Source organism: Streptomyces sp. NPDC037273 (assembly GCF_055603625.1).
The window spans coordinates 242,845-256,699 of sequence record NZ_JBVJVO010000004.1 but is presented as its reverse complement, the minus strand read 5'-3'; the positions used below and the strand labels follow the sequence as shown (position 1 = coordinate 256,699).

10 protein-coding genes are annotated in these 13,855 nt (G+C 73.2%); 3 read left to right on the top strand and 7 right to left on the bottom strand.

Going from position 1 to position 13,855, the window contains the following annotated elements; translation table 11 throughout:
• Positions 1-59 precede the first annotated feature (59 nt).
• Together ACZ7G1_RS13310 and ACZ7G1_RS13305 are read right to left on the bottom strand one after the other, a co-directional pair.
• Positions 60-1,475, bottom strand: coding sequence for an amidase (locus tag ACZ7G1_RS13310; RefSeq protein WP_470871401.1), 1,416 nt, complete (start codon positions 1,473-1,475; stop codon positions 60-62).
• Positions 1,476-1,620: 145 nt separating this feature from the next.
• Positions 1,621-2,415, bottom strand: a complete 795-nt coding sequence (locus ACZ7G1_RS13305) for a polysaccharide deacetylase family protein (RefSeq protein WP_470871402.1) — start codon at positions 2,413-2,415, stop codon at positions 1,621-1,623.
• 273 nt (positions 2,416-2,688) lie between these two features.
• Here ACZ7G1_RS13305 and ACZ7G1_RS13300 point away from each other — a divergent pair, with 273 nt between their 5' ends.
• Positions 2,689-3,084: a hypothetical protein gene (locus tag ACZ7G1_RS13300; RefSeq protein WP_470871403.1), complete on the top strand. Its 396-nt coding sequence runs from the start codon at positions 2,689-2,691 to the stop codon at positions 3,082-3,084.
• A 19-nt stretch (positions 3,085-3,103) separates the two neighbouring features.
• Here ACZ7G1_RS13300 and ACZ7G1_RS13295 read toward each other — a convergent pair whose 3' ends face one another.
• On the bottom strand, positions 3,104-5,515 hold the full coding sequence (locus ACZ7G1_RS13295; RefSeq protein ID WP_470871404.1) for a polysaccharide lyase 8 family protein: 2,412 nt from the start codon (positions 5,513-5,515) through the stop codon (positions 3,104-3,106).
• Between the two features lie 189 nt (positions 5,516-5,704).
• On the opposite strand from ACZ7G1_RS13295, the gene ACZ7G1_RS13290 reads away from it, so the two are divergent.
• Positions 5,705-6,445: a class I SAM-dependent DNA methyltransferase gene (locus ACZ7G1_RS13290; protein ID WP_470871405.1), complete on the top strand. Its 741-nt coding sequence runs from the start codon at positions 5,705-5,707 to the stop codon at positions 6,443-6,445.
• 38 nt (positions 6,446-6,483) lie between these two features.
• Here the strand turns inward: ACZ7G1_RS13290 and ACZ7G1_RS13285 are convergent, their stop codons facing one another.
• The 4 genes from ACZ7G1_RS13285 to ACZ7G1_RS13270 all read right to left on the bottom strand — a co-directional run bounded on the left by ACZ7G1_RS13285 (position 6,484) and on the right by ACZ7G1_RS13270 (position 12,033).
• Positions 6,484-7,584, bottom strand: coding sequence for a LacI family DNA-binding transcriptional regulator (locus tag ACZ7G1_RS13285; protein ID WP_470871406.1), 1,101 nt, complete (start codon positions 7,582-7,584; stop codon positions 6,484-6,486).
• A gap of 137 nt (positions 7,585-7,721) precedes the next feature.
• A complete protein-coding gene (locus ACZ7G1_RS13280; RefSeq protein WP_470871407.1) occupies positions 7,722-9,650 on the bottom strand; it encodes a helix-turn-helix domain-containing protein in 1,929 nt (642 codons plus the stop codon).
• A gap of 132 nt (positions 9,651-9,782) precedes the next feature.
• Positions 9,783-11,156 (bottom strand): MFS transporter, encoded by a 1,374-nt coding sequence (locus tag ACZ7G1_RS13275; protein WP_470871408.1) that lies wholly within the window; start codon positions 11,154-11,156, stop codon positions 9,783-9,785.
• An 82-nt stretch (positions 11,157-11,238) separates the two neighbouring features.
• Positions 11,239-12,033, bottom strand: coding sequence for a 3-hydroxybutyrate dehydrogenase (locus ACZ7G1_RS13270; protein ID WP_470871409.1), 795 nt, complete (start codon positions 12,031-12,033; stop codon positions 11,239-11,241).
• A gap of 313 nt (positions 12,034-12,346) precedes the next feature.
• Here ACZ7G1_RS13270 and ACZ7G1_RS13265 point away from each other — a divergent pair, with 313 nt between their 5' ends.
• Positions 12,347-13,840, top strand: coding sequence for an extracellular catalytic domain type 1 short-chain-length polyhydroxyalkanoate depolymerase (locus tag ACZ7G1_RS13265; RefSeq protein WP_470871411.1), 1,494 nt, complete (start codon positions 12,347-12,349; stop codon positions 13,838-13,840).
• Positions 13,841-13,855 lie beyond the last annotated feature (15 nt).

Genomic DNA, 13,855 nt, shown 5'->3' with positions numbered 1-13,855 from the left:
CGCCCCCAAGCCGGGCGCGCCCCCAAGCCGGCGCGCCCCCACGCGGACGCGCCCGTCCGTCAGACGTCCTGAATGCGCCGGAAGGGCTGGTCCGCCTCCAGGGTGAAGGCGACGTCGAGGAGGGTGCGCTCGCTTCCGGGGCGGCCGGAGAACATGACGCCCACGGGCAGCCCCTCCTCGGTCGCGTGCGTGGAGGGCAGCGAGAGCGACGGGGTGCCGACGATGTTGTCGACCGGGGTGAAGGCGACGTAGTTCAGGATGCGGTCGACGAGCTCCTGGTACGGGAGGGTGGGGCTGAGGCGGCCGATCGGCGGTGCCGTGTGGGCCAGTACGGGCGAGAGCAGCAGGTCGTGGCCGCGGAAGGCCGCCGCGTAGGCCTCCTTGGTCCGCTTCAGGCGGCGCAGCACGCTCGGAGTGTCCCGCCAGTTCCTCGCGTACGTCTCGTGGAGTCCCCGGCTGAGGCCGTCCATGCGGTGCCGGTCGAAGTCGGGGCCGAGGGTCCGGCCGGTGGTTCCTATGAGGAAGGAGAGCAGTCCCCAGTAGGTGAGGAAGTCGTCGGTGAAGCGGGTGTCGATGGCGGGTGCCACCGGTTCGACGGTGTGGCCGAGCCGTTCGAGCGTGGCCACGGTGTCGGTGACGGCCGCCCGGGTGGCGCTGTCGGACCGGACTCCGTTCGGCGAGTCGAGCATGAACCCGATGCGCAGCCGGCGTCCCGAGGGGCCTTCCACGAGGCCGACGGGCGGCAGTTTCGGATTGCGCCGGTAGGTCTCGGCGGCGGCGAGGAAGGCGGCGGTGTCGCGTACGGAGCGGCTCACGATGCCGTCGTTGACGATGTCGAGGGGCAGCATGCGGCTCTGCGCGTTCGGCACGACGCGGCCGCGGGTCGGCTTGAGGCCGACGAGGCCGCAGCAGGCGGCGGGGATGCGGATCGAGCCGCCGCCGTCGTTGGCGTGGGCGATGGGCACCGCTCCGGCGGCGACGAGCGCCGCGCTGCCGCCGGACGAACCTCCGGCCGAATGGCCGGTGTTCCACGGGTTGCGGACCGGCTCCCCGTGCTCGTACTCGGTGCTCGGGCTGAAGCCGAACTCGGGCAGCCGGGTCTTGCCGAGGACCGTGACGCCGCTGCTCAGGAACTGCCGGGTGAAGGGGGCGTGCCGCCGGGCGGCCCTCGGGGTGAAGGCGGCGCTGCCGTGGCCGGTGGGCAGGCCCTGGTAGTCGGTGTTGTCCTTGACGAAGGTGGGCACTCCGGCGAAGGGGCCGCGCGCCCCGGCGGCGGGGGCCGGGGAGTCGACGTACGCCTGGACGGCGTGCAGGCGTGCCTCGACCTCCCGCACACGCCCGGCGGCGTCCCTGGCGGCTTCGGCGGCGCTGACCTCGCCGCGCCTGATCGCCGCCGCGAGGCCCACGGCGTCGTGCTCCCCCAGGGCGTCGTCTCGGAACGCGTGCACCGCGGTCCGTTCCTCGAAAGTCGTCACAGCTGCCTCAGCCCCCGGCCGTATGGATGGTCGCCCGTCCATCATTGCGTACCCGCGAGTAACACGCGAGGGGTCGGCGGGAGCCGAGGTTCGGCCGACAGGCCGACAGGCCTTCAGGCCGTCAGAGACTCAGGCCGTCAGGCCGTCAGGGAGTCGTGCGGACCGGGAAGCTGAAGGCGTGGCCCTGCTCCTTGAGCCAGGGCAGCACCTGCTTCAGGGCCTCCACGGTCTGGCCGCGGTCGCCGCCTCCGTCGTGGAAGAGGATCGTCGGCCCGTTGGACAGCTGGTTCTTGACCGTGTTGACGATCGAGGCGGTGCCCGGGAGCTCGAAGTCCTTCGTGTCGACGTTCCAGCCGAGCGGGCGCATCCCCGCCGCCGCCGCGATCTTCCGGCTGTCCGGGGTGAACGCGCCGCCCGGCGCCCGGTAGTACTCGACCTTCGCTCCCCCGGCCGCGTCCTCGATCATCTTCTTGGCGTCCAGGATCTGCTGCTTCTGGTACGCCACGGACTTCTTGTCCATCGAGGTGTCGTGGGTCATGGTGTGGTCGCACAGCTTGTGGCCGTCGGCGACGACCCTCTTGACGAGGTCGGGGTGCTGCTTCGCCTGCGGCCCGATCATGCAGAACACGGCCTTGACGTCGTTCTGCTTGAGGAGGTCGAGCACCTGGGGCGTCCAGCGCGGGTCGGGCCCGTCGTCGATGGTGATGTTCACGGCCGTTCCGCCCGCCTCCGCGGCGTGGGCGATGCTCTCGGGCACGCGCTGGGCGGGAATCCGGGCCGGCGGCGCCTCCGTCCGGGCCGACGGCGTACGGCCTGCGGCCCCCGCCTCCGCGGCGGCCTCGGAATCCGTGAGCGCGGCGGCGCCCCACACCGCGAGACTGATCCCGACCGCCGAGGCCACCACGGCTATGTGAGTCCTGTACGCGCTCTGCTGCCCCATGAAATGCCCACTCCCCGTGCGCTCGTCCGTCTCCCAGGTGAGAGGACGGTACAAGCCCCCGGAAGGTTTCACTCAGGACCGATCGTTCGTGCGGCGCCCGCCTGTCCGAAACACCGTCATTGATAGAGTGACCGCCGTCCACGAGCCCGCGCGCCGCACGGCGCCACCCTTCCGGCTCACCCCCAACGCGCCGCGCCCGCCCGCCGGTTGGCCGCCACGGCCGCCCTCGCCGCAGGCGCTCGCACGTGTCCCCTCTCCCTCCCTGAAGGATCCATGGAACTCCACGACGGCCGACGTGTGAAGCTCGTCGCAGACGTCAGGTTCGCCGGCTCGCTCACCCGGGCCGACGCCTCCCCTGACGCGGCGGAGACCGTCGCGGGCTCCCTGTCCCTGGCCGCCGGCACCGAGGGCACCGTCGACCGGGTCGTCGAGCACGACAGGGTGGAGACCCACGAGGTCCGCGAGTACCTCCGGCTCAAGTCGCTCCTCGACGACTTCGGCGCGCAGATGCCCCCGGGCAGCAGGCAGCAGCTCGAAGAGCAGGTGGCGGCCCTGCGCGCCGACTGGCTCGCCTACGAGGAACAGCGGCTGCGCGTGACGGTCCGGGTCCGCCTCGACAACGGCTTCGTGCTCGACGAGGCGGACGTGACCCTGTTCACGCCCGCCTGATCCCGCGCGCCGGGAAGCGTCAGCCGAGGCGGACCCGGATCTTCTGCGGGGCGCCGCCGAGGCCGGTGAGGTCGCCGAAGGTGAGGGTCAGCGCGGGGCCCGCGGTGGCGCTGGTCACGGTGGGGGGCTTGGAGCGGATGGCCGAGACCCGCTTGGACCAGGTGACCTGGAGCGAGGCCGCCTGCCGGGCGGGGTCGGAGACGACGACGGTGGCGGTGCCGTCGCGGTGCTCGCGCACCAGGACGGACGCGGGCGCGGTGGCGGAGACCGAGCCGACGGTGCCGGGGGCCCAGAAGTTGACCGCGGTGAGGCCGAGCCGGGGTACGCGTACGCCCTGCTGGGCGGCGGTGTTGGCGAGGACGCGCAGCCGGCCCTTGTCGGCGGCCCGCTGAGCCGTGGTGGCGGCACTGGCGCCGGGCAGCAGCACGTAGGCGTAGTCGCCGCCGGCCGGGTCGGTGCCGTGGTCGGTGAACAGGGTCAGGTAGCGGCGGGTGAGCGGGGCGGTGGGGCCGCCGGCGTTGATGTCACGCCAGGATCCGGTGCGTTCCTCGCGTACGGCGGTGAGCTTCATGCCCTCGGGGAAGACATAGCCGGCGTGACCCGCCAGGTGCGCCCAGCGGGCGTCCTCGAAGGTCCGCTCCGTGCCCTGCGCGTCGGGCTGGAGCCGCCCGTCGACGGTGAGCGCCGGTACGCCCGCCGTGCCGAGGGCGCGGTTGTCGACGGTGGTCTCCACGGCGTACCCGTCGGTGGAGGTGATGCCCGCGCCCAGGCACACGACGGAATCGTCCAGCCAGAACCACGACTTCCTGGCGTTCATCGTGGAGGAGAGGCCGATCAGGTGCTGCCCGGTGGCGCCGAACTCGCCGTCGGTGGTGCCGCCGACCCAGGCGGCGTTCGGCATGGGCTGACCCCAGTTGCCGCCCTCCCCGTCCGCGAGCGGCTTGCGCGAGGCCGTGATGCCGGGCAGGCGGTACGGGTCGACGGTCGGCCAGTACGCGTCCGCGTACTGATCGAGGCCGTGGTCGTCGCCCCACCACGAGAGCCAGCCGGCGCCGGTGTGATAGCCGCGGGCGTGCTCGCCGTTGCCGAACTCGTAGTGGGCGATCCGCTTCGAGGCCATCGAGACCGAGGCGCACCAGTCGCGGCGGCGGTGGGTGGCCCGGTCCATGTGGTGGAACAGCCGGTGCGCCACCGGTTCGGGCGCGGGCGTGACCGAGGTGTCGTCGGCGAGGGACTGCAGCAGCGCGGCGCGCACCAGGCTGAGCTTCGGGTTCTTCAGCGGCGGGGCGAAGGTGTCGCGCCGCATCCAGCCCTTGACCATGGCACGCCAGCGGGCGTTCTCCGCCTCGCTCGCCCCCTGGCCGAGCAGCACGATGGTGGCGAGCAGCGCGTGCGCCCGGGTGTGGTCGGAGGTCCCGGCCCTGCTGATGCCGCGTGAGGAGACGTTGTCCATGATCAGCCCGTTGTGGACGAACGGGGCGATGGCGTTGTCGACGGTGTCCAGGAAGAGCTGCGCGTCCGGCGAGTTCACCGGCCACTGGGACCCGCGCAGCAGGGCCATGAGCCGTCCGAGGCCGTCGTGGAGGACGGAGCCGTAACCGCCGATGTAGGGGACGTTGCGGTGCTGGATGAAGGACCCGTCGGCATAGAAGCCGTCGCCCGAGGTCACGTAGGGGAAGACGGGGTTGAGGGCGGCGACGGCCCGCGCGAGCCGGTCGGGGTTCTCCCCGACGATCGAGCGCAGGATGACGCTGCGGCAGAGGTCGACGCGGTTGGCCCCGGTGGAGGTGCCGGTGTACGCGTCGAAGACGGAGTCGGGCACGAAGTGGTCGACGGCCCGGCAGTACGCGTCGATCCGCTCCGCCGTCAGGTGCTCGTGGACCAGCACGCAGGTGTCCATCAGCGCCTGCGCGCCGCCGATCTGCCAGTTCCACCAGTTGCCGTAGCGGGTCGTGGTGTCGTTGTAGACCCGCGCGTGGAGGTGGTCGAGGCCGGTGAGCACGGCCTGGAGTGCCGCCGGGTCGCCGGTGAGACCGGTGCCGGGCTGCGCCCACGCCTGCGCGAGGGTGGCGAGCCGGTTGTAGCTCTCGTTCATCATCGCGGAGAAGCCGTACGACTCCGCGTCCGTGTCCGGCTCGGGGTCCTGCCACACGGCGTCCGGCCACAGCGAGCCGTCGGTGGGCGCCATCGCGGTCAGGTGGGCCCGCGCGGTCCTGCCGAGTTCGGCGAGCAGCGTCCTGAACGGCTCGGCGGTGGGGCTGAACCCGGTCCCGAGGACGAGGTCGCGCCAGGTGGCCCGCAGCGCGGCGAACTCCTGCACGTCCCCCTCCCCCGCGTGGGCCGGGCCGGCGGCGACACCGGCGAGTCCGATGGTCAGCACGGTACCTCCGCTCGCCTGGAGGAAGGTGCGGCGACGCAGGGAAGAGCCCATGGGGAACCAGCCTTTGCGGAGGGGTCGGGGGCGATGCCTGAACGGCAGCCTCCGCAAGCGCTTTCTCCCCGTCAAGGGACGACCGTGAATCGGGCAGTTTTCGGTCAGTGCCAGGGCAGGCAAGCACCCCGCCCCGGAGGCCGTAAATGCTTCGACAGCACCCCCGGGCACCCGGCAGAGTGCCCCTCCATGACGAGCAGTGAACTCTGGACCCGCGCCACCGCCGACCGTTACGACGCGGAGGAGGCCGAGGCGTCCTCGCCCGCCGTCCTCAAGCCGACCCTCGCCTTCCTCGCCGAGCTCGCCGGAGAAGGCCGGGCCCTGGAGTTCGCCATCGGGACCGGACGCGTCGGAGTCCCGCTCCGGGAACGCGGCGTGCCGGTCGTGGGCATCGAACTGTCCGAGCACATGGCGGCGGTACTGCGGCGCAAGGTCGACGAGGACACCCTCCCGGTGGTCATCGGGGACATGGCCACCACCGTCGTGCCCGGTGAGTTCACGCTGGTCTACCTCGTCTACAACACGATCACGAACCTGCTCACCCAGGACGAGCAGGTGGAGTGCTTCCGCAACGCCGCACGGCATCTGGCCCCCGGCGGCCGCTTCGTCATCGAGCTGGGCGTGCCGCCGCTCCGCTTCCTGCCGCCCGGGCAGCTCGCGGTGCCGTTCGACGTCTCCGAGGGGCACCTCGGCTTCGACACCTTCGACCTGGTCGAACAGATCCTCGTCTCGCACCACTTCACCCGCGACGGCGAGGACGGCCACTACCGCCGCGAGAACTCCCGCCACCGCTACGCCTGGCCGGCCGAGCTCGACCTGATGGCCCGGATCGCCGGACTCGAACCGGAACGGCGGGTCGCGGACTGGGAGGGCACGCCGTTCACCCAGGACTCCACGAAGCACATCTCCGTGTGGCGCAAGCCCGTCTGAGGCCGGCCCGGGGCCGCCGCCTCCCCGAAGCGGCGGAATCAGCCGGGTGACGTCGCGCCGCCGCAGGACTCCCGTACCACCAGCCTCGGCAGCCACTCCGAGGCGGAGTGCGCCGCTCCGGGGTCTTCGAGGCGGCGCACCAGGAGGCGGACCGCGGCCTCGCCGACGGCGAAGGTCGCCGGGCTGACCGAGGTCAGGGGCACGTCCGCGAGCGCGGCCATCTCGTCGTTGTGGCAGACGAGCGCGAAGTCCCCGGGCACGCGCACCCCGTGGGCCGTCAGCCACTGGAGCAGGTTCATCGCGTCGATGTCGGTGTGGACGAGCCCGGCGGTCACCTCACCCGCCCCGATGAGCGCGAGGAGGCGCTCCCTGTCGATGTCGTCCGGGTGGCCCCACGGCCCGTTCGCCGTCCGCGACAGGTCGTCGTCGGGCAGGCCGAGGGCCCTGACCGCGGAGTGGTAGCCGGCCCGCACGGCGGGCCGCGTATGGGTGTGCCGGGCGAGCAGCGCCACCCGCCGGTGCCCCAGCGCCGCCAGGTGCCGTACGGCGAGCGCCGCCCCGCCCGCGTGGTCCGACACCACCCGGTCGAGGTGGGCGCCGGGCATCCCGAGGGGGATCCGGCGCTCGACGAGCACGGCGGGCACGGCGGGCTCCGCGAACCGGGCCGCCTCCTCCTCGGTGGGCCCTCCGACGGTCCAGCTGGGCGCGAGCAACAGGCCGTCCACACCGGCGCCGAGCAGGGTGGCGACGTGCTGGAGGTCGCGGTCGGCCGCGTAGTCGGTGATGCCCACCAGGAGCCGCGCCCCCAGGTCGGCCGCGGCCTGCCGGGCGCCCTGGATGACCGCCCGGAAGTAGTAGTCGGACACGGGCACGACCATCCCGAGCACCAGCCCGCTGGGCGTCGCCGGCACACTCCGCCGGGCCAGCCGGGCGTCCCGGGCCCCCAGCGGCGCGGTCGGCCAGCTGACGCCGCCGTGCGACCGCCGCACCCGCCCCACGTCGGCCAGCGCGGCCACGTCCCGCCGCGCCGTCTCCACGGACACCCCGATCGCCACGGCGAGTTCGCTCACCCGTACGCTCTCGCGCTCCCGCACGACCCGCAGAATCCGGCGGTGCCGCTCCTCCACGCTCTCCCGCATCGGTGCCGCCCCTCGCTCCGGTCCGCTGTCGCGGCCGCAGCGTAGCCCACCCTCCGACCGGCGAATGACCGTTCGATGACCGAATGCGCCGCTCCTCGTGGGGCCTTCCCGGGGCCGGGACACCCGCTCGTCAGGGATCAGCCCCCTCCGGCACCCCGCGACAGTTGGTGGAGCCGGAGGGCCATGTGGGTCTCCAGGGCCCTCGCGGGCGTGTTCCAGTCGGGACCGAGGAGCTGGGCGACGCGGTCGAGCCGCTGCACGACGGTGTTGACGTGGACGTGCAGGGAGTCCTTGGCGCGCGAGAGGCTGCCGCCGTGGTCGTAGTACGCGCGCAGGGTCCGCACCAGTTCGGTGCCACGCTCCGCGTCGTACGCCAGGACAGGTCCGAGGACCCGCTCCACGTACGAGCCGACGTCCGACCGCTCGCCCAGCAGGACCCCGATGAAACCCAGCTCGGCGATGTCGGCGCCCTCTCCGGTGCGGTCGAGGGAGTGCAGGGCCGTCAGACAGCGCACGGCCTCGCCGTGCAGCCCCGCGAGGTCCTCGGGCCCGTGTCCGGGCCCGGCGGCGCCCACGGTGACGGGGGTGCCGAGCGTACGGGCGAGTTCGGCGGCGAGCGTACGGGCGAGGGCCCCCGGGCGGTCGCCCGGCGCGAGCAGCACGACACGGCCGTGCCGCGTCCCCGCGAGACCGCCGAGCCCGCGGGCCTTCCGGGCGGTCTCGTCCGAGAGCCGGGACCGCAGGGCCGGCTCGCAGTCCAGCACGGCGACGGAGTGCGGCCGGGCGAGGTCGACGCCCAGCCGCCGGGCCCGCAGCGTCAGGCTCACGCCGTCCCACCGCGCCGACCCCGCCGGGTCCACCAGCAGATCGTCGAGCAGCTCCCCCCGCACCCGGTCCTCGGTCTCGGCCACCGACCGTCGCATCAGCAGGAGCAGCGCCGTCACCAGCGCCGCGCGCTCGAACAGCCTCCGGTCGGCCTCCGACAGATCGTCCCGGCCGGTCAGCACGATGCTGCCCAGGGCCTCGGTCCCGGCCAGGACGGCACAGGTCCACACGCAATCCGCGTGCACGGCGCGGCCGTCGGTCTGCGAGGCCGCCAGGCTCGCGGCCGAGGGCGCGACGGGCCCGGTACCGGCCCTCGCCAGCTCGCTGCCGTCGGTGTCGTGCACGGCCACCCCGCCCCCGAGCAGCGCCCCGATCTCGGCGGCCACGTCATCGATCCCCGCCCCGCGCAGCACCAGCTTGGTCAGCCGGTCGTGCGCGTCCGAGGCCCGGTGCAGGGCCTCGCTGTGCGCGTGAGCGGTCGCGTTCGCCGCCTCGAGGCGGCTGAGGGTGGACCGGGTCTCCTCCATGAGCCGTGCGCCGTCGATCGCCACGGCCGCGTGATCGGCCAGCGAGCCGAGCAGCGCGATCGCCTCGGGCGTGAACTCGCGCGGCCCCCGGTCCGCCGCGAACAGCACCCCGATGATCTCCTGCCCCACCCTCAACGGAACCCCGAGGATCCCCCCGAGCCCCTCCTCGGCCACCCCGTCGTCGATCGCGCCGGTGTGCCGGAAACGCCGGTCGGTGCGGTAGTCGGTACTCGCGTAGGGCCGGGCCGTCTGCGCGACGAGCCCGCCGAGCCCCTCCCCCATCCCGAGCCGCAGCTGCTGGAACGCCGCCGACACCGATCCGTCGGTCACCCGCATGAACGTGTCCCGCGCCACCGGGTCGTTCAGCGTCAGATACGCGATGTCGGTCCCGAGCAGCGTCCTCGCCCGCCGGACGATGGCCCTCAGCACCGCGTCGAGGTCCCTCAGCCCTGCCAGGTCCCCCGCCGTGTCGAACAGCGCGACCAGCTCCGCCTCCCGGCGCCGGTACTGATCGAGCACCCGCCGCACGGTCAGCGCGACCTCGGTCGTCTCCTCGATCCACACCGCCTCCGCCCCACCGGCCCCGTCGGCCCGCGAACGCGCCGGCTGCCCGGCCAGCCGCTCGGCGGGCGCGCCCGCGGCGAGCAGATCGAGGAGGTTGCGGGCGGCCGTCGCGGCCGGCCGCGGCGGGGTCTCACCGGGTGCCGGTGCCATGGGGCCTCCTCGACGGGCCGTGTACGGGGTGGGGTGCGGTGCCATGCGGGACCCGGTCCGTCGCGCACCCCCACGATGGCGACGGACCGGGCGGTTCAAGGGCCCAGCCGTGCCGGGCCGGGCGGGTTTCGGCTAGCCGACCCGCTCCTCCGCGCGGGCCGGGGCCGCCGCGGCGTCCTCGGCGCGCTCCTCGCGGTTGCGAGCGAGGTCGCGGCCCCGGGTCTCCCGGGTGACGGCCACCGTGATCGTGGTGATGACGGCGGCGGCGCACAGGTAGAGGCTGACGGGCGTGGAGGAGCCGTACTCCTTGAGGAGTTCGATGGCGATGATCGGGGCGAGGGCGCCGGCGACGATCGAGGCGAGCTGGGAGCCCATGGAGGCGCCCGAGTAGCGGACCTTCGTGTCGAACATCTCGGAGATGAAGGCGGCTTGGGGGCCGTACATGGCGCCGTGCAGGAGGAGGCCGGCGGTGACGGCGAGGGTGATGACGGTGAAGGACTTGGAGTCGACGAGGCCGAAGAAGGCGAAGGCCCAGAGCGCCATGCCGACGGAGCCGATGAGGGTGACGGGGCGGCGGCCGACGCGGTCGGAGAGGGCGCCCCAGAGCGGGATGGTGACGAAGTGGACGGCGGAGCCGATGAGGACGGCGTTGAGCGCGGTGCTCTTGGCGAGGCCGAGGTGGACGGTGACGTACACGAGGAGGAAGGACGTCAGGACGTAGTACGAGATGTTCTCGCCGAAGCGGGTGCCGATGGCCGAGAGGACTTCGCGCCAGCTGCGGCGGAAGACCTCGACGACGGGGGCCTTCTCCTTGACGCCCGGGACGGCCTCGGCTTCGGCCTTGGCCTGGGCGGCGAGGAACACCGGGGACTCGGAGACGGAGACGCGGATCCAGAGACCGATGGCGACGAGGACGCCGGAGAGCAGGAAGGGGACGCGCCAGCCCCAGGACTGGAAGGCCTCCTCCGACTGGACCGCGGCGAGCAGGGCGAGGACGCCGGTGGCGAGGAGGTTGCCGCCGGGGGCGCCGGCCTGGGGCCAGGACGCCCAGAATCCGCGGTGCTTGTCGCCGCCGTGCTCCGAGACGATGAGCACGGCCCCGCCCCACTCGCCGCCGAGCGCGAAGCCCTGGACGAGGCGCAGCACGGTCAGCAGGATCGGCGCGCCGACGCCGATGGTGTCGTAGGTGGGGAGCAGCCCCATGGCGAAGGTCGCGCCGCCCATCATGAGCAGGCTGATGACCAGGAGCTTCTTGCGGCCGATCTTGTCACCGAAGTGGCCGAAGACGATGCCGCCGAGGGGGCGGGCGGCGAACCCGATCGCGTACGTGATGAACGCGATCAGCGTGCCGACGAGCGGGTCGGCGGTGGGGAAGAACAGCGTGTTGAACACCAGGGCGGCGGCCGAGCCGTAGAGGAAGAAGTCGTACCACTCGATGGTCGTGCCGATCAGGCTCGCACCGACGATGCGGCCGATGCCGCCTCTCGGCGTGGTGGTGTCAGACATGGGTTCACCGGGTTTTCGCAAGGGGGACGGGACGAGGTGGTGCGGGTGGTGCGGGGGTGGTGCGTGACGGGGGAGCGGCCGGTCAGCCCGCGGTCCAGCCGCCGTCCAGGGGCAGGGAGACGCCCGTGAGGTAGCCGGAGTGCGGTCCGCAGAGCCACAGGACGGCGGCGGCGACCTCCTCGGCTTCGAGGAGGCGCTTGACGGGGGAGCGGGCGAGGAGGACGTCGGTGAGGACGTCGCCTTCACTGATGCCGTGGGCGGCGGCCTGGTCGCGCACCTGGCCTTCGACGAGCGGGGTGCGGACGTAGCCGGGGTTGACGCAGTTGCTGGTCACGCCGTGCGGGGCGCCTTCGATGGCGGCGACCTTGCTGAGGCCTTCGAGGGCGTGCTTGGCGGCGACGTAGGCGGACTTGTAGGCGCTGGCGCGGAGTCCGTGGACGCTGGAGACGTTCACGACACGGCCCCAGCCGCGGGCGTACATGTGGGGCAGGACGCGGCGCATCAGCAGGAAGGGCGCGGTGACCATGACCTTCTGGATGAGCTCGAAGCGCTCCGGGGGGAACTCGGTGAGCGGGGCCACGTGCTGGAGGCCGGCGTTGTTGACGAGGATGTCGACGTCGGCCGGGAGGAGGTCCACGGCCCCCCGGTCGGCGAGGTCGGCGACCAGCGCTTCCGCGCCGGCGATCTCGGCGACGGCCTTGGCCGCGGCGGCGTCGCGGTCGACCACGTACACGCGGGCCCCCGCCCTGGCCAGGGCGAGCACACAGGCCCGGCCGATGCCGCTTCCGCCGCCGGTCACCAGAGCCGTGCGCCCGCTCAGGTCGACCGCGGCGGTGGGCGGCGGCAGGGGCGCCGGGGCGGGAAATGTGTTCGTCATGGCCGGAAACATTAGGGAGCACCTCGACCCCGTCCCATGTGAGTGGCCACCATAAAAGGCCCTCGATCAGTGGGGGCAGTCGCCATAGGTTGGGATTGGCTGGGAGAAGGCTTGCCCGTGCAGTCTCTCCATAGCCACGGGGTCCTCGGCCGGGCCATAGATGGCTCTCACACAGGGATTCCGGCAAGCCTGGCTGTCCGGCCCATGTCAGGGGGCATGGGCGCGCCTTGATGATTCACGCCACACCGCGCCGTCCGGGCTCCGCCCCTCGTCACCTCCGGACGCGCTCTCCCCCCATCAGAAGGCAGTGGTCATGACAGAGCCGCACGTTTCCTTCCGCGCCAGGCGGGCTCGCCGTCTCGCCGGGTCCGTCCGCCGCTGGGCCGGCGCCGCCGCCGGCGCCCTGGCCCTCACGGCGGGGCTCGTCGCCGCCGGCCCGCAGGCCTCCGCCGCCGGCCTGACCCAGGTCACGGGCTTCGGTACCAACCCCGGCAACCTGTCCATGTACGCGTACGCGCCGGACGCGCTGCCCGCCGGCGCCCCGCTCGTGGTCGCCCTGCACGGCTGCACGCAGAGCGCGAGCGACTACTACGCCCACTCCGGCTGGCCGAAGTTCGCCGACGCGTACGGCTTCGCGCTGGTCTTCCCGCAGACGAGCAGCGCGAACAACAGCAACTCCTGCTTCAACTGGTTCGAGCCCGGCGACATCGCGCGCGGGCAGGGCGAGGCCCTGTCGATCAAGCAGATGGTCGACAGCGCCCTCGCGCGCTACGGCGGCGACGCGCGGCGCGTCTACATCACCGGCCTTTCGGCCGGCGGCGGCATGACGGCGAACATGCTCGCCGCCTACCCCGACGTCTTCGCGGGCGGCGCCGTCGACTCCGGGCTGCCCGCCTCCTGCGCGAACAGCGTGTCCACCGCCTACACCTGCATGTACAGCCCGCCGGACAAGACCCCCGCCCAGTGGGGCGCCCTGGTGCGCTCGGCCGCCCCCGCGGGCACCGCCTCCTGGCCGCGGGTGGCGATCTGGCAGGGCACCGGCGACACCACCGTGCGGCCCGCCAACGCCACCGAGCTCCGCGACCAGTGGACCGACGTCTGGGGCATCGGCCAGACACCCTCCCGCACCGAGAGCCTGAGCGGCGGCACCACGCTCAGCGTCTACGACGACGCCACCGGCAAGCCCGCCGTCCAGGTCTACTCGCTCCCCGGCATGGCCCACGGCCTCGCCGTCGACCCCGGCAGCGGCGCCGACCAGTGCGGCACCACCGGCACCTACTACCTCGACACCCTCTGCTCCAGCTATCACACCGCCCGCTTCTGGGGCCTCGACGGCGGCGGCCAGGAGCCCGGCCCCGGCTCGCTGCCCGCGCCCACCGGCCTGAAGGTCACCGGCACCACCGACACCACCGCGTCCCTCGGCTGGAGCGCGGTGCCCGGCGCGGCCTCGTACGAGATCCGCCGCGGCGGTACGAAGGTGGGCACGACGACCTCGACGACGTACACGGACACCGGGCTGGCCACCGGCACGGCGTACGGCTACACGGTGACGGCCGTCGACGCGGCCGGGGCGGCGGGCGCGGCCTCGTCGCCCGTGACCGCGACCACCACCGGGTACACGCCCACGTGCCACACGGCGAGCAACTACGACCACACGGTCGCGGGCCGGGCCTACCAGAGCGGCGGATACACCTACGCCACCGGCTCGCAGCAGCCGATGGGGCTGTGGAACACGTTCACCACCCACACCCTCAAGCAGACCGCGCCGGGCTACTACGTCCTCGCGGACAGCGGCTGTTCGGCCTGATCACGCCCGTCCACC

Excerpts from the sequence above, each read along its gene's own strand:
- ACZ7G1_RS13305 (WP_470871402.1), bottom strand. The coding sequence starts at position 2,415 with ATGGGGCAGCAGAGCGCGTACAGGACTCACATAGCCGTGGTGGCCTCG.
- ACZ7G1_RS13300 (WP_470871403.1), top strand. The coding sequence starts at position 2,689 with ATGGAACTCCACGACGGCCGACGTGTGAAGCTCGTCGCAGACGTCAGG.
- ACZ7G1_RS13295 (WP_470871404.1), bottom strand. The coding sequence starts at position 5,515 with ATGGGCTCTTCCCTGCGTCGCCGCACCTTCCTCCAGGCGAGCGGAGGT.
- ACZ7G1_RS13290 (WP_470871405.1), top strand. The coding sequence starts at position 5,705 with ATGACGAGCAGTGAACTCTGGACCCGCGCCACCGCCGACCGTTACGAC.
- ACZ7G1_RS13285 (WP_470871406.1), bottom strand. The coding sequence starts at position 7,584 with ATGCGGGAGAGCGTGGAGGAGCGGCACCGCCGGATTCTGCGGGTCGTG.
- ACZ7G1_RS13280 (WP_470871407.1), bottom strand. The coding sequence starts at position 9,650 with ATGGCACCGGCACCCGGTGAGACCCCGCCGCGGCCGGCCGCGACGGCC.
- ACZ7G1_RS13275 (WP_470871408.1), bottom strand. The coding sequence starts at position 11,156 with ATGTCTGACACCACCACGCCGAGAGGCGGCATCGGCCGCATCGTCGGT.
- ACZ7G1_RS13270 (WP_470871409.1), bottom strand. The coding sequence starts at position 12,033 with ATGACGAACACATTTCCCGCCCCGGCGCCCCTGCCGCCGCCCACCGCC.
- ACZ7G1_RS13265 (WP_470871411.1), top strand. The coding sequence starts at position 12,347 with ATGACAGAGCCGCACGTTTCCTTCCGCGCCAGGCGGGCTCGCCGTCTC.